Here is an 18,312-nt window from a genome sequence, read left to right on the forward strand (position 1 = left end):
CCCCCGGATACACAACAGGGGAGATCGTCGGCGGCGTCGGATGTGTATAGGAGACAGGTACCGCCCCAGGGCGGACGGGCCATCCGGAGATGATGACCCGATGAGGATCGTATTCGCAGGCACCCCGCAGTTCGCGGTGCCTTCCCTGCGCGTCGCCGCTCAACGCGGCGAGGTGGTGGCCGTCTATACCCAGCCGGACCGGCCCGCCGGGCGCGGCCGCGGGCTGCAGGCCTCGCCGGTCAAGCTGGAGGCGGTCGGCCGCGGCATCCCGGTGTTCCAGCCGGAAAGCCTGCGCGACCCTGCCGCCCAGGAACAGCTGCGCGCGCTGCAGCCGGACCTCATGGTGGTGGTGGCCTACGGCCTGATCCTGCCCAAGGCCGTGCTCGCCATCCCCACCCACGGCTGCTGGAACGTGCATGCCTCCCTGCTGCCGCGCTGGCGCGGCGCGGCGCCGATCCAGCGCGCGATCCAGGCCGGCGACGCCGAGACCGGCGTGTGCCTGATGCAGATGGAGGCGGGCCTGGACACCGGCCCGGTGCTGCTGGAGCAGCGCACGCCGATCGGCGAGGCCGAGACCGGCGGCCAGCTGCACGACCGCCTGGCCGAGCTGGGCGCGCAGGTGCTGGCCGACGGCCTGGGCCTGCTGCGCGCCGGCATCCGCCCGGTGCCGCGTCCGCAGCCGGCCGAGGGCGTGACCTACGCGCACAAGCTGGACAAGGCCGAGGCGCGGCTGGACTGGAACCGTCCGGCTGCCGAACTGGCCCGCACCGTGCGCGCCTTCAATCCGTGGCCGGTGGCCGAGGCCCGGGTCGCAGGCGAGCGCCTGCGCATCCATGGCGCCATCGCCGTGGACCAGGCCCATGGCGCCGTCCCCGGCACCCTGCTGGGCGCCAGCCGCGACGGCATCGACATCGCCTGCGGCGAGGGCGTGCTGCGCCTGCGTACCGTGCAGCGCGAGGGCGGTCGGGCGATCACCGCCGCGTCCCGTCCTGCCCGCCCCATGGCCCCGGGCGTCGAGGTGCGGGTGCACGCCGCGCGCGTGCTCGACGCGGTGGTGCACCGCGGCCGCTCGCTGAAATCCGAACTCGCGCCGGTGCTGCCGCGCCTGCCCGATCCGCGCGATCGCGCCCTGCTGGAGGCAGTGGTGTTCGCCGCCCTGCGCGGCCGCCACCGCTACGAGGCTGCGCTGCGCGGCTGGCTGGCCAGGCCGCCGGGTCCGGCCGACGGCCCCCTGGTCGCGCTGCTGCTGGCCGGCTGCGCCCAGCTGGACGCGCTGCAGCTGCCGGCGCACGCCGCCCTGGATGCCACGGTCGAGGCCGCGCGTGCGCTGGGCCGGCCGCACCAGGCCGGGCTGGTCAACGCATTGCTGCGCCGGGCCCAGCGCGAGGGGTTCCCGGTGGCCGATCCGGCGGACGCCTGGCCGCAGTGGCTGCGGCGCAAGGTCGAGGCCGCCTGGCCGGAGCACGCGGCCGCCCTGTTCGAGGCCAGTGCCCATCCCGCGCCCTTGTGGCTGCGGGTCAATCGGCGCCTGGTCGGCGGCGACGATTACCGCGCGCGACTGGAGGAGGCGGGCATCGCGGCCGCGGTCGATCCGCGCCTGGCCGATGGCCTGCGCGTGGACGCGCCGGTGCCGGTGGCGGCGCTGCCCGGTTTCGAGGAAGGCCTGGTGGCGGTGCAGGACGGTTCGGCGCAGCAGGCGGCCGATGCCCTGGCGCCGGAACCGGGCGCGCGCGTGCTCGATGCCTGCGCCGCCCCGGGCGGCAAGGCCGCGCACCTGCTGGAGCGCGATCCGACCCTGGAACTGCTGGCGCTGGACGTGGACCCGCGCCGGCTGGCGCGGGTCGAGGACACCCTGCGCCGTGGCGGCCTGCTCGGCGAGCGCGTGCAGCTGCGCCCGGTCGACGCCACTACCCCCGCGCTGTGGTGGGACGGCTTCACCTTCGACGCGATCCTGCTGGACGCGCCGTGCTCGGCCACCGGCGTGGTCCGGCGCCAGCCGGACATCCTGCTGCACCGCCGGCCCGAGGACATCGAGTCCCTGGTCGCCGCGCAGGCACGCCTGCTCGACGCGGCCTGGCCCATGCTGCGCCCGGGCGGCGTGCTGCTGTACGCCACCTGCTCGATCCTGCCGGAGGAGAACGCCGGCCAGGTCGAGGCCTTCCTCGCGCGCACCCCCGACGCGGCCGCGGTGCCGCTGCCGGAGTCCTTCGGCCATGCCTCCGGTCCCGGCCGGCAGCGGCTGACCGGCGAGGACGGCATGGACGGTTTCTTCTACGCGCGCCTGCGGAAATCCGAGTGACCTGATCCACGAGCCCAGCCATGGCGATACGGGACCTGCGCAAGCACGACTACTGGTTGTTCTGGACCCTGGCCGTGCTGGTGCTGGGCGCCGGGCTGGGCCTGCGCGATCCGTGGCCGGCGGACGAGCCGCGCTTCGCCCTGGTGGCCAGGCAGATGGTGGAGAGCGGCAACTGGCTGTTCCCGCACCGCGGCACCGAGCTGTATTCGGACAAGCCGCCGATGCTGATGTGGCTGCAGGCGGCGTTCTTCACGGTGACCGCCAACTGGCGCATCGCATTCCTGCTGCCGTCCTTCCTGGCCGCGCTGGGCACGCTGTGGTGCGTGCAGGACCTGGCCGGCCGGCTGTGGACGCGACGCGTGGGCCTGTATGCCTCCTGGGCGCTGCTGTTCGCGTTCCAGTTCACCTGGCAGTCGAAGAAGGCGCAGATCGATCCGCTGGTGACCTTCTTCATCACCCTGGCCAACTACGGCCTGCTGCGCCACCTGCTGCTGGGGCCGTCCTGGCGCTGGTGGACGCTGGGCTGGGCGGCCGCCGGGCTGGGTACGATCACCAAGGGCGTGGGCGCGCTGGCCCTGCTGATGGTGCTGCCGGCGGCGATCGCCTCGCTGCGTGGCTGGCCCGGCGTGCGCCTGCACGTGCGCGACTGGCGCTTCTGGCTGGGCCCGCTGGCGTTCCTGGCCGCGGTGGGGGCGTGGCTGGTGCCGGTGGTCGCCGTGGCCCTCTCCCAGGGCCTGCCGGAATACCGCGAATACCTGGACGACATCCTGTTCCGGCAGACGGCCAAGCGTTACTCGCAGTCCTGGGACCATCACCAGCCACCCTGGTACCACCTCGGCGTGATGGCGACGATGTGGATCCCGCCGGTGCTGGCGCTGCCATGGGCGATCCCGGCCTGGCGCCGGCGGCTGCGCCGGCTGGATCCGCGCTACCTGCTGCCGCTGGCCTGGTGGCTGCTGATCGTCGTGTTCTTCTCCATTCCCGACGGCAAGCGCGACGTCTACGTGATGCCGGCCCTGCCGATGATGTGCCTGGCCCTGGCGCCGCTGCTGCCGGGCCTGCTGCGCCGGCGGCTGGCGCGTCCGCTGCTGCTGGGCCTGGCCGCCGTGCTGGTGCTGGTCTTCCTTGCCGGCGGCGCCTCGCTGCTGTCCGGGGCCGGCTCGCTGGACGAACGCCTGAGTGAGCAGCGCGGGCTCGACCCGCATGCGGTCGTGGCCGGTGGCTGGATGCTGCTGGCGATCGGCGCATGGGGGCTGGCGTGCCTGCTCGTCTTCCGCCATCGCGTCGCGGCAGCGCTGTTTGGCACCCTGGCCGGCGTGTGGACCCTGTACGGCCTGGTCGGCTACCCGCTGCTGAACGACGCCAGCTCGGCCCGCGGGGTGATGCGCGAGGCGGGCCGCCGCATCGGGCCGGACGCCGAGCTTGGCCTGGTGGCCTGGAAGGAGCAGAACCTGCTGATGGCCGATCGCCCCGCGACGACCTTCGGCTTCAGGCGCCGGTGGGAGGAGCAGCTCCAGCTTGCCGTCGCCTGGCAGGGGCAGGCGACGGATCGTTGGCTCCTGGTCCAGGAAGCCGCGCTGGAACGCTGCTTGCATCCGGACCGGATAGAGCTGGCCGGTATCTCCAACCGCCGCCGCTGGTGGCTGGTGCCGCCGGGCGCGGTCGACGAGCCGTGCGAGGCGACCGAGGAAGAAAGGGCCCGCGCGGCGGCGGAGCAGGGGCGGGACCGGGATGACTAGCCCCGACCACCGCTCCCCGGCTCAGTAAGCATTCCGCGTGCAACGACGAACATGGACGACCGACAGGCATGATGCCGGGGAAGAGGCGGTGAGCGATACCGGACAAGCTGAAGGGCCACGGCTGCGCTGGGCGCGGCGATGCGCCGACTGGGCGCTGTGGTGCCTGCCCGCCCTGACCCTCACCCTGCCCAAGGGCCTGCTGCCCTTCGGCCTGCTCCTGCTGCTGTCCACGCTGCTGGTGCCGGGCGTGGTCGGCCGCGTGCGCCGGATCGCCACCCCCATGGCGCTGGTCGGCGGCGTGGCGTTGCTGGCCATCGCCGTGGCCTTCGCTTCCGACCGGCTGTCCTCGGGCGAGGGCATCGACAGCCGCGACCGGCTGCTGGTCCTGCCCTGGGTGATGGCGTGGGCCTGGGCCCTGCAGCCTTCGCTGCTGTGGCTCTGGCGCGGGGCCATGGCCGGCCTCTGCTTCGCCGTGCTCCTCGCCCTGGCGCAGGTCCTCGGTGGAGCGGGGCGCGCTTCCGGCTGGGGCAATGCCATCGTGTTCGCCGACGTGGTGCTGCTGCTGACGGTGGTGGCCGTGTTCTGCCGGCCGCCGGGAAGCTGGCACTGGGCGGTGTTCGGGGTGGTCTGCGGCACGGTCGCGATCCTGTGCAGCGGCACCCGCGGCGCCTGGCCGGGGCTGCTGGTCCTGCTAGGGGTCGTGGTGCTCGGCAGCGGTTGGCAGAGCTGGCGCTACCGGATGCTGCTGCTGGCCACCGGCCTGGCCGGGATCGTGGCCCTGGTCGGCGTGGTCCCTGGCATGAGCAGCCAGATGCGGCTGAACGAGCTGCAGCAGGACATCGAGCGCATCGACGCCGGCGACCACGACTCCTCGGTCGGCGCCCGCGTCGAGCGCCTGCAGGTGGCGATTGCGGCCTTCCGCGAACGGCCGTGGACCGGCGTGGGCATCGGCCAGTTCGACCGGGCCATGCTCGAGCACCTGCCGGACTGCCAGCCGCCGGAGGCGGTGGCGCGCTGCCACCTGGGCCACGCGCACAACGACCTGGCCGAGTGGGCGGCGACCATGGGCGTGCCGGGACTGCTATCCCTGCTGCTGCTGTACGGCGTGCCGCTGGTGCTGTTCGTGCGGATGGTGCGCTGTCCAGGCGCCTCGCGCGTGCGCGGGATCGCCGCCTGCGGCGTCATGGTGGTGACGGTGTTCGTGCTGTGCGGCTTCACCCAGTCGATGTTCGCCCACCAGACCACCACCAGCGTCTACGCCTCGCTGGTCGGCATCCTCCTGGGCCTGGGCCTGCGCGAGGAAGCCCGCAGGACGCGCATCACCGCGCCGAAGATCCGCTGACGGCCGCAGTCGGGCACTGCCCGTTGCCTGGGGCGCATCCCGGGCGCACCCCTTCCTGCACGCGTCTCCGCCGGAACGCGCCACGGGTCAGCCGGCGCCGGGGGCGTTCCGGTATCGGGACCCGGCTGCGGCATGGCTGTGGCCGCCGTCACGTGGAGCGGCCTGCCATCTTCGCCTACCCGAACGCGGCGCAGCAGTGCCCAGCCGCGCGCCGCACGCATGACCAGGCCGACCTTCCACGGGATCCGCCGGCTCGCGGGAACACCGGCGGGCCGCGCCGGGGCCAGGGCAATCCGGCATGGCCGCCTCCGGTACCTCGCGGATGGCGTTCCCCGCAGCGACGCGTCGCCCTTGCCGCGCAAAAAGAAAGCGCCGGCCACGGGGGCCGGCGCCAAGGGATGGCCGGTGCGGAAGCCGCACCGGCCGGGGCTTGCGGCGAACCGTCAGGCCGTGATGTCCACGTCCTTGGTTTCGCGCAGGAACAGCGTGCCGATCACCAGGGTCATGACCGCGACGATGATCGGATACCACAGGCCGTAGTACAGGTTGCCCGAGGCCGCCACCAGCGCGAAGGAGATCGCCGGCAGGAAGCCGCCGAACCAGCCGTTGCCGATGTGGTACGGCAGCGACATGGAGGTGTAGCGGATGCGGGTCGGGAACAGTTCCACCAGGTAGGCGGCGATCGGGCCGTAGACCATCGTCACGTAGATGACCAGGATCCACAGCAGCAGGATGGTCATCGGGATGTTGATCTCATCGGTCGCGGCCTTGTCCGGATAACCGGCTTCGGTCAGGCTCGCCTTGAGCGCGCCGGCGAACTCGCCCTGCTTGGCCTTCAGCGCGTCGCCGGAGAACTCGGTGGCGTCGTAGGAGGTGATCGGCGCCAGGTCGCCGACGTGCACTTCAGCCACCGAGCCCGGCGCTGCCGGCTGGATGGTGTAAGGCACGCCGGCGCGGGCCAGGGCGGCGGTGGCCATGTCGCAGGAGCTGGTGAACTTGCGCGCGCCGCCGACCGGGTCGAACTGGAACGAGCAGGTGTCCGGATCGGCGACGACCAGCACCGGCGACTGCGCCGCCGCCCGCTCCACGGCCGGGTTGGCGAAGTGGGTCAGGCCCTTGAAGATCGGGAAGTAGGTCACCGCGGCCAGCAGGCAGCCGGCCATGATGATCTTCTTGCGGCCGATCTTGTCCGACAGCCAGCCGAAGAACAGGAAGAACGGGGTGGCCAGGGCCAGCGCCGCCGCGATCAGCAGGTAGGCGACGGTGGAATCGACCTTGAGCATGCTCTGCAGGTAGAACAGCGCATAGAACTGGCCGCAGTACCAGACCACCGCCTGGCCGGCGGTGGCGCCGAACAGGACCAGCAGCATCAGCTTCAGGTTGCCGCTCTTGACCGAATCGCGGAACGGCTTCTTGGAGCCCTTGCCCTCGGCCTTCATCTGCTGGAACAGCGGGGACTCGCTCAGCTGCAGGCGGATCCACACCGAAATGCCCAGCAGCACGATCGAAGCCAGGAACGGGATGCGCCAGCCCCAGGCCTCGAACGCCTCGGTGCCCAGGCCCAGGCGGCAACCCAGGATCACCAGCAGCGACAGGAACAGGCCCAGGGTCGCGGTGGTCTGGATGAAGCTGGTGTACAGGCCACGCTTGCCGACCGGGGCGTGCTCGGCCACGTAGGTGGCCGCGCCGCCGTACTCGCCGCCCATGGCCAGGCCCTGGGCCAGGCGCAGGATGATCAGGATGACCGGGGCGGCCATGCCGATCGAGGCGTAGTTGGGCAGCACGCCGACCAGGAAGGTCGAGAAGCCCATGATCAGGATGGTGACGAGGAAGGTGTACTTGCGGCCGATGCGGTCGCCGAGGCTGCCGAAGAAGGCCGCGCCGAACGGCCGCACGAAGAAGCCGGCGGCGAAGGCCAGCAGCGCGAAGATCATGCCCGTGGTCGGGTTGACGCCGCTGAAGAACTGCTTGGCGATGATGGCCGCGAGCGACCCGTAGAGGTAGAAGTCGTACCACTCGAAGACGGTGCCCAGGCTCGAGGCGAAGATGACCTTCTTGTGGCCTGCGGTGAGCTCGCCCTTGGGCGAGCCATGTGCTGCTGCAGTGCTCATATGTTTGTGTCCCTTCCTCAGAAGCTGTACTTGATGGAGGTATGCAGACGCTTGAGGTCGCCCTCGCGGTCATCCTCGAGAGAACGCTGGCCGTAGCTGATTTCCGCACCCACATCCAGCTTCGGGAACGGCGAATAGATCAGGTTCGCGTGGAAGGACTGGGTACGTTCGGTGACGCCGAAGCCGGTGATGCCGGTGTCGTTGTCGAAGTGCGACGCGGCGTACATCAGGTTGGTGCGGACCTTCGGGCTGAACGCGTGGCGCCAGGCCACGAAGCCGCCGTAGCCGTCCAGCGCCTGCAGGCCGCCGTTGGCGTCGACCACCACGTCGCTGCCGATGCCGAAGGCCAGGTAGCGGCCGATGCCGCTGCCGCCGTTGACCGCCCAGCGGATGTCGTCGTTGGCGCCGAGGTTGAACTTGCCCGACAGGCTCAGCGCGCCGCCGGTCTCGGTCTCCTCCAGCCACTTGAACTGGCGCAGCAGGGCGGCGACGGTGAAGTGGCCCCAGTCGCCCTTGGTCAGCCAGCGCGCGGTGATGTCCGGGGCGACGTTGTCCCCGCTGTTGAAGCGGGCGCCCGAGCCGAGGTACGGGGTGACCGTGGTCTGCGGGTTCTCGATCGAGACCGACCACGGACCGTTGGTGTAGCGCACCTGGGCCTGGCGCACGAACACGGTGCCGTCGGTCGGGCCGACGAAGTCCACCGCGTCGGGCAGCGCCGCCACGTCCATGAAGTTGGACCAGGTCTGGCCGGCCAGCCAGTTGTTCCAGCTGACGTAGGCATGGCGCAGGGTCACGGCATAGGTGTTGGTGGCCGTCTCGTTGCCGGCCAGCGCGTTGCTGCCGCCGCCGAAGAAGTCCGCCTCCACGTAGCCCTTGAGCTTGTCGCCGTTGGCGGTGACGTGGTCGACGCCCAGGCCGAAGCGCGAGAACTGGGCGTGGAAGTCGGCGTACGGGTCGCCGCCGTCGGCGCCGGCGCCGCCCACCGGGATGGTGCTGGGCACGTAGAACAGGCGGCCCGAGGAACCGTCGGCGATGCGGCCGTCGCTGGTCTCGGTGACCATCGCGTCCATCTTGATGAAGCCGGTGTACGAGAACGTGGTACCCGGGGTGGCGTTGGGCGTGATGGTGGTCGCCTGCACCGGCTGCTTGCCGGCCGGCACCGCCGGCTGCGCGGACTGGGCCTGGACGGTGGTGATCTGCTGCTGTTGCTGCTGCGTGGTGGTCAGCAACGCCTGTACCTGGCGTTCGAGTTCGGCCACCCTCGCCTCGAGTGCCTTCTCGCGGTCGCTCTGCGCCAGCGCGGCGCCCGGCACGGCAAGCGCGAGCAGCATTGCGGCTGCCAGCGGCCTGCGCACCAGTCTTGCGGGATGCATGCTCATTGCCCCTCTCTCCCTATATTGCTGCGAATGAGTGCTCGGAAATGGCGGCCTTCCGCCCCTCGCGGCCGGTCGCGAGGTCACACTTCGCACGGGGGCGTGCGAGCGCCTATTCGCCATTAGTCGAAAAACCGGGGTCCAGGGGCCCCGCGCCGCGCCGTTGCTCGGTCCGCCCGTCGGGACGGGCTCCGGCGGCGTCGGCCTTTCGACCAATGTAGTAGCCATAGTGCTGCATTGCGTCACGAACCTTGCGTCAAACTGGGGCCGTTGTCGTGCCTCTTTGCGCGACGTCCAGTCACTGGCATCTGGAGGAGGGAAGCCATGTCCGACCTGTACCCCGTCAAGCCCGAGTTCGCCGCCAAGGCCCGGATCGGCAAGGACGAGTACCAGCGCCTCTACCGCGAATCGGTCGAGGATCCCGAGGGCTTCTGGGCCAGGGCGGCCGAGCGCCTGGACTGGTACCGCAAGCCGACCGTCATCAAGGACGTCAGCTACGACCTGGAGGATTTCCGCATCCGCTGGTTCGCCGACGGCGAGCTCAACGTCTCGGTCAACTGCCTGGACCGCCAGCTGGCCAAGCGCGGCGACAAGGTCGCGATCCTGTTCGAGCCCGACAGCCCGGACGCGCCGGTGCAGAAGGTCACCTACCGGCAGCTGTACGAGCGCGTGTGCAAGCTGGGCAACGCCCTGCGCAACCTGGGCGTGGGCAAGGGCGACCGCGTCACCATCTACCTGCCGATGATCCCCGACGCGGTGGTGGCGATGCTGGCCTGCGCGCGCATCGGCGCGATCCACTCGGTGGTGTTCGGCGGCTTCGCGCCCAACTCCATCGCCGACCGCGTCGCCGACTGCGGCAGCAAGCTGATCATCACCGCCGACGAGGGCCTGCGCGGCGCCAAGAAGATCCCGCTGAAGGCCAACGTCGACGCCGCGCTGAAGCTGCCGGGCACCAACACCGTCGAGACCGTGCTGGTGGTGCGCCATACCGGCGGCGCGGTCGACATGCAGGCCCCGCGCGACCGCTGGTTCCACGACGTGGTCGACGGCCAGCCGGCGCAGTGCGAGCCGGAACGCATGAACGCCGAGGATCCGCTGTTCATCCTCTACACCTCCGGTTCGACCGGAAAGCCGAAGGGCGTGCTGCACACCACCGGCGGCTACCTGCTGTACGCGTCCTACACCCACGAGGCGATCTTCGACCTGCGCGAGGACGACATCTACTGGTGCACCGCGGACGTGGGCTGGGTCACCGGCCACAGCTACATCGTCTACGGCCCGCTGACCAACGGCGCCACCTCGCTGGTGTTCGAGGGCGTGCCCAACTACCCCAGCGTGTCGCGCTTCTGGGAAGTGATCGACAAGCACCAGGTCACCGTCTTCTACACCGCGCCGACCGCGATCCGCGCGCTGATGCGCGAGGGCGAGGCGCCGGTGAAGAAGACCAGCCGCTCCAGCCTGCGCCTGCTCGGCAGCGTCGGCGAGCCGATCAATCCCGAGGCCTGGCGCTGGTACTCCGACGTGGTCGGCGACGGCCGCTGCCCGATCGTGGACACCTGGGGGCAGACCGAGACCGGCGGCATCCTGATCTCGCCGCTGCCGGGCGCGATGGACCTCAAGCCGGGCTCGGCCAGCCTGCCGTTCTTCGGCGTGCGCCCGGCCCTGGTGGACGCCGATGGCAAGGTCCTGGAGGGCGCGGCCGAGGGCAATCTGGTGATGCTGGATTCCTGGCCGGGGCAGATGCGCACGGTCTACGGCGACCACCAGCGCTTCATCGACACCTACTTCCGCACCTACCCGGGCACCTACTTCACCGGCGACGGCTGCCGCCGCGACGAGGACGGCTACTACTGGATCACCGGCCGCGTCGACGACGTGATCAACGTCTCCGGCCACCGCATCGGCACCGCCGAGGTGGAGAGCGCGCTGGTGGCGCACCCGAAGGTGGCCGAGGCCGCGGTGGTCGGCTTCCCGCACGACATCAAGGGCCAGGGCATCTACGCCTACGTGACCCTCAAGGCCGGCGAGTCGCCCAGCGACGAACTGCAGAAGGAGCTGGTGGCCTGGGTGCGCAAGGAGATCGGCCCGATTGCCACGCCGGACCACCTGCAGTGGGCCGCCGGCCTGCCCAAGACCCGCTCGGGCAAGATCATGCGCCGCATCCTGCGCAAGATCGCCGAGAACGCCCCGGACCAGCTCGGCGACACCTCGACCCTGGCCGACCCGTCGGTGGTCGAGTCGCTGGTCTCCGAGCGCAAGGTGAAGTAGGAGCCGGGATTACCAGACATTCGTCTGTGTCAGCGGGATTCGTGATTGGTGATTCGTAGGAGCAAAGCCTTGCTCCGTTCGGTCACACTGGGGGGCAGCGACACATGCTCCCCCGCTTTTGCGAATCCCGAATCACCAATCCCCAATCACGGCCTTTGAATGTCCATGATCCTGATCGCCGACGACCATCCGCTGTTCCGCGAGGCCCTGCGCGGGGCGGTGCAGCGGATCCTGCCGGGCACCGAGCTGCACGAGGCCGACAGCGTGGACGCGCTGTACGCGCTGGTGGAGGCACATCCGGACGCGGACCTGCTGCTGATGGACCTCAACATGCCCGGGGCGCATGGCTTCAGCGCCCTGGTGCACCTGCGGGCCCAGCATCCGCAGCTGCCGGTGGTGGTGGTCTCCGCGCGCGAGGAGCCCGGGGTGATGCGCCGCGCGCTGGACCATGGCGCACTGGGTTTCATCCCCAAGTCGGCCGACTCGGAGACCATCGGCACCGCGATCAGCACCGTGCTCGACGGCGAGCGCTGGGCCCCGGCCGCGGCCGCGGCGGCGCCGGCGATCGGGCGCGACGAGCACGAGGTCGCCCAGCGCCTGCGCGAGCTGACCCCGCAGCAGTTCCGGGTCCTGCAGATGCTGGGCGAGGGTCGCCTGAACAAGCAGATCGCCTACGACCTGGGCGTTTCGGAGGCCACGATCAAGGCCCATGTGACCGCGGTCCTGCGCAAGCTGGGGGTGGGCAACCGCACCCAGGCGGTGCTGATGGCCGGGCGCCTGGCGGTGGATCCGGACGGCCTGGTGGTGCCGCCGGAGGGCGAGGACTGACGCGGCCGGAGCAGGCCAGGAGCCTCTTCGCAAGCCAAACACCGGGCTGAACGGCCGGGCCGGGCAGGGGTGCCAGCCGCCTTGGTGCGGCGCACAATAGCCTGGACGCATCGAACTGTTCCCATACAGTCTCTGGTTGCGACCCAGGGAGAGACCCCCCGTGTTCCCAGTCACCGAGTCGATCGGCACCGCCGTTCCGAGTCGCCCCGCGCCGGCGCCGCCGCGCGCGCTGGCCGCCGAGGCCTGGCTGCCGCCGGCCGCCCCGTTGCCCATGCCGCAGCAGTCGCTGCGCGAAGGCAGGCTTGCGCCCGGACGTCCGGCCACCTCGCCGGCCCGCATCGGCTGGCGCCGCGCCGCCATCGTCGGTTCCACCGCCCTGCTGACCGCCGGGGCCAGCTTCGGCATGACCCAGGTGCTGCGTGTCGAGGGCCTGAGCCTGCTGGACCTGTGCCTGCTGGCGCTGTTCGTGCCGCTGTTCGCGTGGATCGCGCTGTCCAGCGTCACCGCCTTCGCCGGCTTCTGCGTGCTGCTGGCGCGCCGCGGGAATCCGCTCGGGCTGTCGGCAAGCAGCCCGCTGCCACGCCTGGGATCGCGCACCGCGCTGCTGGTGCCCACCTACCACGAGGATCCGGCAAGGGTGCTGGCCGGCCTGCAGGCGGTGTACGAATCGGTGGCCGAAACCGGGCAGCTCGAGGCGTTCGACTTCTTCGTGCTCAGCGACAGCCGCCGGCCCGAGGTGGTGGCCGCCGAGGTCGAGCAGTTCCGTGCCCTGCGCGAGCGCCTGGGCGCCGAGGGTCGCCTGTTCTACCGCTGCCGCTCCGACAACCGCGGGCGCAAGGCCGGCAACATCGGCGACTGGGTGCAGCGCTTCGGCGCGGCCTACCCGCAGTTCCTGATCCTGGATGCCGACAGCGTGATGAGCGGCCAGACCCTGGTCCGGTTGGCCGGCGCCATGGAGGCGCATCCGGGCGTGGGCGTGCTGCAGACGCTGCCGCGGGTGGTCAACGGCAACACCCTGTTCGCGCGCATGCAGCAGTTCGGCGGTTGCGTATACGGCCCGGTGATCGGCCATGGCGTGGCGTGGTGGCATGGCTCGGAGAGCAACTACTGGGGCCACAACGCCATGATCCGCACCGAGGCGTTCGCGGCCCACGCCGGCCTGCCCGAGCTGTCCGGCAGCGGCCCGTTCGGCGGCCACGTGCTGAGCCATGACTTCGTCGAGGCCGCGCTGATCCGCCGCGCCGGCTGGGCCGTGCACCTGGTGCCGGAGCTGGACGGCAGCTACGAGGAAGGCCCGCCCTCGCTGAGCGACATGATGGTGCGCGACCGCCGCTGGTGCCAGGGCAACCTGCAGCACATGAAGGTGGTCGGCGCCGCCGGCCTGCACTGGGTCAGCCGCAGCCACATGGCGGTGGGCATCGGCCATTACTTCACCGCGCCGATGTGGGCCATGCTGATGCTGGTCGGCCTGGCGATCCCGCTGTACCACACCGAACTGGCCTGGGACGGCTTCCAGCTGGCCGGCTTCTCGCCTGTGGAGTACTGGACCCGCCACGACGCCGAGCGCGTGGCCTGGTTGTTCGGCGCGACCATGCTGATGCTGTTCCTGCCCAAGATCCTGGGCTACGTGGCGCTGCTGGCCGATCCGGCCGAGCGCCGTGGCTGCGGTGGTGCCGCGCGCGTCCTGGCGGGCGTGCTGATCGAGAGCGTGCTGGCCGCGCTGATGGCGCCGATCGTGATGTTCCGGCAGTCGCGCGGCGTGGCCGAGGTGCTGGCCGGCCGCGATTCGGGCTGGGAAGCGCAGCAGCGCGACGATGGCAGCGTGCCGCTGTCGGCCCTGTTGGGCAGCTACGGCGGCATCACCCTGTTCGGCGTCTTCATGGGGCTGCTGGCCTGGGCGGTCTCGCCGGGCCTGGCGCTGTGGATGCTGCCGGTGGTGGCGGGCATGGTGCTGTCGATCCCGACCGTCTGGCTGACCTCATCGCGCTCGGCCGGGCAGTGGCTGCGCCGGCACCGCATCCTGTGCATCCCCGAGGAGCTGCAGCCGCCGCCGGTCCTGCGCCGCGCCGCCGAGCTGCGCGCCCGCGGCTGATCCGGCCGCCGCGGCCGGGCATACTGTGGCGCTTCGTTTTCCGGGAAATCCCATGCTGCTGCAGACCGTCGAACAGGAAACCGGCGCCAACCCGCAATGGACCGTGCTGTGGCTGCACGGGCTGGGCGCCGACGGCCACGACTTCGCCCCGATCGTCCCGGAGCTGGTGCGTCCGCACTGGCCGGCGCTGCGCTTCGTGTTCCCGCACGCACCGGTGCGTCCGGTGACCATCAACGGCGGCGTGCCGATGCGCGCCTGGTACGACATCGTCGGCATGGACTTCGCCACCCGCGCCGATGCGGCGGGCGTGGAGGAATCGATCGCCCAGGTCGAGGCGCTGATCGCGCGCGAAGCCGAGCGCGGCATCCCGGCCTCGCGCCTGCTGCTGGCCGGTTTCTCGCAGGGCGGCGCCATCACCCTGGCCACCGGCCTGCGCCGGCGCGAGCCGCTGGCCGGGCTCATCGCCCTGTCGACCTACCTGCCCGGCGGCGCCGCGGCGGCGGCCGCGCGCGCGGTCGATGCGGTGGCCCAGCCGGTGTTCTACGCCCATGGCGACAGCGATCCGGTGATCGCCATCCAGCACGGCCTGGCCAGTGCGCGGGCGCTGGAGCAGGCGGGTCTGGAGGTGGAATGGCACCACTACCCGATGGCCCACCAGGTCTGCGCCCAGGAGATCGCCGATCTCGGCGACTGGATGGAGCGGCGGTTCCGCTGAACCGTTACCCGTGGGGGCGGGATCCCGCCCCTGGCACGGGTGGATGACGGGGCCCCTCCGGCGCGGCTACCATGGCCGTGGGGAAAATCCGACATCTGTCATGCACAGCCTTAAGCTGGTGATCGCCGACGACGAGCCGCTGGCGCGCGAGCGCCTGCGCACGCTTCTTTCAGGGGATGAGGGAGTTGAAGTAGTAGCCGAGGCCGGGAACGGCAGCCAGGTGCTGGACGCCTGTGCCGTGCACCAGCCGCATGCGGTGCTGCTGGACATCGCCATGCCCGGCATGGACGGGCTGGAAGTGGCCCGCCGCCTGGCCGGCAGCGATCCGGCCACCGCGGTGGTGTTCTGCACCGCCTACGACGAACACGCGCTGTCGGCGTTCGAGGCCGCGGCGATCGACTACCTGGTCAAGCCGGTGCGGCCGGAGCGCCTGGCCACCGCGCTGGACCGGGTGCGCGCGTTCCTCGCCGGACGCAGCGCCGCGCCGCAGCGCCGCACCCAGCTGTGCGCGCGCCTGCGCGGCAGCCTGCGGGTGATCCCGCTGCAGGAAGTGCGCTACCTGCAGGCCGAGGAGAAGTACGTGGTCGTGCACCACAGTCGCGGCGAGGACCTGATCGAGGAATCGCTGCGTTCGCTGGAGGAGGAGTTCGGCGACCTGTTCGTGCGCATCCACCGCAACTGCCTGGTGGCGCGGCGCGAGCTGGCGGAGCTGCGCCGCAGCCCGGATGGCCACGTGCAGGCGCTGCTGCGCAGTGGCGGCGCCCCGCTGGAAGTCAGCCGGCGCTGCGTGCCGCAGCTGCGGCAGGCCCTGCAGCAGCCCTGAACGGGCGCCGCGGGCGGGCCGGTACAGGGACTGGCCGCCCGCGCAAGCGCCCCGCGCAAGGCGCCGGCCGCGTCCATCGCCGATAATGCGCGCATGGACACCCTGCGCATCGCCACCCGAAAGAGCCCGCTCGCCCTGTGGCAGAGCGAACACGTCGCCGCCCGCCTGCGCGCGGCCCATCCCGGGCTGGAGGTGGTGCTGGTGCCGCTGAGCACCCGCGGCGACGAGGTGCTGGACCGCTCGCTGGCGGCGATCGGCGGCAAGGGCCTGTTCCTCAAGGAGCTGGAGCTGGCGATGGAGCGCGGCGAGGCCGACTGCGCCGTGCACTCGCTCAAGGACGTGCCGATGGAGCTGGAGCCGGGCTTCGTGCTGCCGGCCGTGCTCGAGCGCGCCGATCCGGCCGACGCCTTCGTCAGCAACGCCTATCCGGACCTGGACGCGCTTCCGCAGGGCGCGGTGGTCGGCACTTCTTCCCTGCGCCGCCAGGCGCAGCTGCGCGCGCGCCGCCCGGACCTGCAGCTGCGTGACCTGCGCGGCAACGTCAACACCCGCCTGGCCAAGCTCGACGCAGGCGATTACGACGCCATCATCCTGGCCTGCGCCGGCCTGCAGCGCCTCGGGCTGGATGCACGCATCCGCGCGCGCCTGCTGCCGCCGCAGTGGCTGCCGGCGCCGGCGCAGGCGGTGGTCGCCTGCGAGTGCCGCGCCGGCGACGAGCGCACCATCGGCCTGCTTTCGGTGCTGGAGCACGCGCCCAGCCGCACCGTGATCGAGGCCGAGCGCGCGCTCAACCCCAGCCTGCATGGCAGCCGCCACGTGCCGGTGGCCGCGTTCGCCGAGCTGCGCGGGGACGCGCTGCACCTGCAGGCGCTGGTGGGTTCGGCCGCCGACGGCCGCGCGGTACGGGCCGAAGGCGAGGGCGCGGCGGCCGATCCGGGATCCCTGGGCCGGCGCCTGGCCGCCGAGCTGCTGGAACGCGGCGCCGGCGAGTTCCTGTAAGCGTCCGGCGGAGCGGCCGCCGGGGCCGGCGGACGACGCGGTCCCGGGGTGTCCGCCAAGCCCGTCGCAGGGGCGCCTGCAACCAAGCATAATCGGCGGCATGGACCGCTACGAACGCATCAACGCGCTGCACCGCATCCTCAAGGCGGCGCGCTACCCGGTGACCGTGCCGCGGCTGCAGGAGGAGCTCGGCTGCTCCCGTGCCACGGTCTATCGCGACCTGGCTTTCCTGCGCGACGCGCTGATGGCGCCGGTCGAAGGCGATGGCGAGGCGGGCTTCCGCTATGCCGCCGCCGAGAGCGAGCGGTTCGAGCTGCCGGGGCTGTGGCTCAGCTCCGAGGAGCTGTACGCCCTGCTGGCCTCGCAGCAGCTGCTGCGGCGCACCGGCGCCGGCGTGCTGTCCAGCGTGCTGGCGCCCCTGCAGCAGCGCATCGAGGGTTTGCTGGCCGCCCAGGCCGGCACCAGCCGCTGGCCGGTCGAGCGGGTGCGGGTGATCCCGCACCGCGGCCGCCGCCTGGACGAGACCAGCTTCCGCGCCGTCGCCTCGGCGGTGCTGGAGCGGCGCCGGCTGGCGTTCGAATACCGCGCCCGTTCCACCGACGAGACCACCCGCCGCAAGGTCTCGCCCCAGCGCATCACCCACTACCGCGACAACTGGTACCTGGATGCCTGGGACCACGAGCGCGAGGCGCTGCGCAGCTTCGCCGTGGACCGGATCATGCAGGCGCGGCTGCTGGAGGATCCGGCGCAGGACGTGGAGGACGCGGTGCTGGACCAGCACTTCGCCTCCAGCTACGGCATCTTCTCCGGCGAGCCCAAGGGCTGGGCCACGATCGTGTTCAGCCCCAAGGTCGCGCGCTGGGTGGCCGACGAGCACTGGCATTCGAAGCAGCAGGGCCGCTTCCTGCCCGACGGCCGCTACGAGCTGAAGGTGCCCTACAGCGTGCCACGCGAACTGCTGATGGACGTGCTGCACTACGGCGCCGACGCCGAGATCGTCGAACCGGCGGTGCTGCGCGAACAGGCCAAGAGCCTGCTGTCGCTGGCGCTGTCGCAGTACGACCGCTGAGGGCGGGGGCCATGCGCCCTCTCCCTCCGGGACAGGGCCGATAGCCCAACGGAGTGTTCGCCCGCAGGAACTGGAACTCCTGGCTCTCCGGGCGGGAGCACGGGACTGGTTGCAACGTTCCTGCCCGGTGGAAGGCTCCTGCAGGCACGGGCGGCGCCCGACCTGGCGCCCGAACCTCCCCCCGATCCTTCCCCCGCAGGGGAGGTGCGCACCATCGCAGCCCGTGAGATGGGCCCCCGGCACCCTGCGCCTCCCAACAAGGAGCCGCCGCCATGTCGATCTGGTCCCCCAGCCCCGCCGCCTTCCCCCGCCAGCCGCAGGCCGACGATGCGCCCGAGTCGGTGCTGGAACGCGTGCTGCGTTACTGGTTCGCCGCCGGCCTGCTGGGCGTATGCCTGGTGCCCCAGCTGCGCGGTTCGTCGGAATGGATCGGCTGGCTGCCGCTCTGGCTGGTCGGCATGCCGCTGGCGGCCTGGTGGGCGCTGCACCGCTTCCGCCTGCCGGCGGCCGCGCCCGTCCTGGTCCGGCGCCTGCGCCAGCTGCGGCCGCGGCCCCAGGCGCGCCGCCGTGGCGTCCGCCGCCAGGGTGGCTTCGGTCGCCGCGCCGTCGCCTGAAGGCGGCCGGAGTGCCGGGGCCGTCCCGCGGCCGCTCCGG

Annotated in this window: 13 protein-coding genes and 1 pseudogene; 12 read left to right on the forward strand and 2 right to left on the reverse strand. The window is 71.7% G+C overall.

Features of this window, described 5'->3' with window-relative positions; genetic code table 11:
* Positions 1-100: 100 nt before the first annotated feature.
* From fmt to CSC68_RS12590, 4 genes and pseudogenes are all read left to right on the forward strand, one after another.
* A pseudogene (fmt, locus tag CSC68_RS12575) lies at positions 101-982 on the forward strand (methionyl-tRNA formyltransferase); the annotation flags it as partial.
* 18 nt (positions 983-1,000) lie between these two features.
* Entirely contained in the window at positions 1,001-2,299 is a 1,299-nt protein-coding gene (gene rsmB, locus CSC68_RS12580; protein ID WP_162203929.1) for a 16S rRNA (cytosine(967)-C(5))-methyltransferase RsmB, read from the forward strand.
* 20 nt (positions 2,300-2,319) lie between these two features.
* Positions 2,320-4,038, forward strand: a complete 1,719-nt coding sequence (locus tag CSC68_RS12585; protein WP_162203893.1) for an ArnT family glycosyltransferase — start codon at positions 2,320-2,322, stop codon at positions 4,036-4,038.
* A gap of 88 nt (positions 4,039-4,126) precedes the next feature.
* Complete coding sequence (locus tag CSC68_RS12590) at positions 4,127-5,380, forward strand: O-antigen ligase family protein (RefSeq protein WP_162203894.1); 1,254 nt, start codon at positions 4,127-4,129, stop codon at positions 5,378-5,380.
* 443 nt (positions 5,381-5,823) lie between these two features.
* On the opposite strand, the gene CSC68_RS12595 is transcribed toward CSC68_RS12590, so the two are convergent.
* The gene (locus CSC68_RS12595; protein ID WP_162203895.1) at positions 5,824-7,491 is read right to left on the reverse strand and encodes an MFS transporter; all 1,668 of its coding nucleotides are present in this window, start codon (positions 7,489-7,491) and stop codon (positions 5,824-5,826) included.
* Between the two features lie 17 nt (positions 7,492-7,508).
* Entirely contained in the window at positions 7,509-8,870 is a 1,362-nt protein-coding gene (locus CSC68_RS12600) for a DcaP family trimeric outer membrane transporter (RefSeq protein ID WP_162203896.1), read from the reverse strand.
* Between the two features lie 318 nt (positions 8,871-9,188).
* Here CSC68_RS12600 and acs point away from each other — a divergent pair, with 318 nt between their 5' ends.
* The 8 genes from acs (at position 9,189) to CSC68_RS12640 (ending at position 18,272) form a co-directional block, all read left to right on the forward strand.
* Positions 9,189-11,132: an acetate--CoA ligase gene (gene acs / locus CSC68_RS12605; RefSeq protein ID WP_162203897.1), complete on the forward strand. Its 1,944-nt coding sequence runs from the start codon at positions 9,189-9,191 to the stop codon at positions 11,130-11,132.
* A 159-nt stretch (positions 11,133-11,291) separates the two neighbouring features.
* On the forward strand, positions 11,292-11,960 hold the full coding sequence (locus CSC68_RS12610; RefSeq protein ID WP_162203898.1) for a response regulator transcription factor: 669 nt from the start codon (positions 11,292-11,294) through the stop codon (positions 11,958-11,960).
* 160 nt (positions 11,961-12,120) lie between these two features.
* Positions 12,121-14,052: a glucans biosynthesis glucosyltransferase MdoH gene (gene mdoH, locus CSC68_RS12615; RefSeq protein ID WP_425501251.1), complete on the forward strand. Its 1,932-nt coding sequence runs from the start codon at positions 12,121-12,123 to the stop codon at positions 14,050-14,052.
* A 55-nt stretch (positions 14,053-14,107) separates the two neighbouring features.
* Positions 14,108-14,767 carry an alpha/beta hydrolase gene (locus CSC68_RS12620; protein WP_211365754.1) on the forward strand — a complete coding sequence of 220 codons (660 nt, stop codon included), beginning with the start codon at positions 14,108-14,110 and terminating at the stop codon, positions 14,765-14,767.
* A 100-nt stretch (positions 14,768-14,867) separates the two neighbouring features.
* Positions 14,868-15,590 carry a LytR/AlgR family response regulator transcription factor gene (locus CSC68_RS12625; protein WP_162203900.1) on the forward strand — a complete coding sequence of 241 codons (723 nt, stop codon included), beginning with the start codon at positions 14,868-14,870 and terminating at the stop codon, positions 15,588-15,590.
* Between the two features lie 93 nt (positions 15,591-15,683).
* Positions 15,684-16,589 carry a hydroxymethylbilane synthase gene (gene hemC / locus CSC68_RS12630; RefSeq protein ID WP_162203901.1) on the forward strand — a complete coding sequence of 302 codons (906 nt, stop codon included), beginning with the start codon at positions 15,684-15,686 and terminating at the stop codon, positions 16,587-16,589.
* A 100-nt stretch (positions 16,590-16,689) separates the two neighbouring features.
* On the forward strand, positions 16,690-17,658 hold the full coding sequence (locus CSC68_RS12635; protein WP_162203902.1) for a helix-turn-helix transcriptional regulator: 969 nt from the start codon (positions 16,690-16,692) through the stop codon (positions 17,656-17,658).
* Between the two features lie 272 nt (positions 17,659-17,930).
* Entirely contained in the window at positions 17,931-18,272 is a 342-nt protein-coding gene (locus tag CSC68_RS12640) for a hypothetical protein (RefSeq protein WP_246193564.1), read from the forward strand.
* The last annotated feature ends 40 nt before the right edge of the window (positions 18,273-18,312 follow it).

Origin of the sequence: Pseudoxanthomonas suwonensis, from assembly GCF_010093235.1 — a bacterium.
GTDB lineage: Bacteria > Pseudomonadota > Gammaproteobacteria > Xanthomonadales > Xanthomonadaceae > Pseudoxanthomonas > Pseudoxanthomonas suwonensis.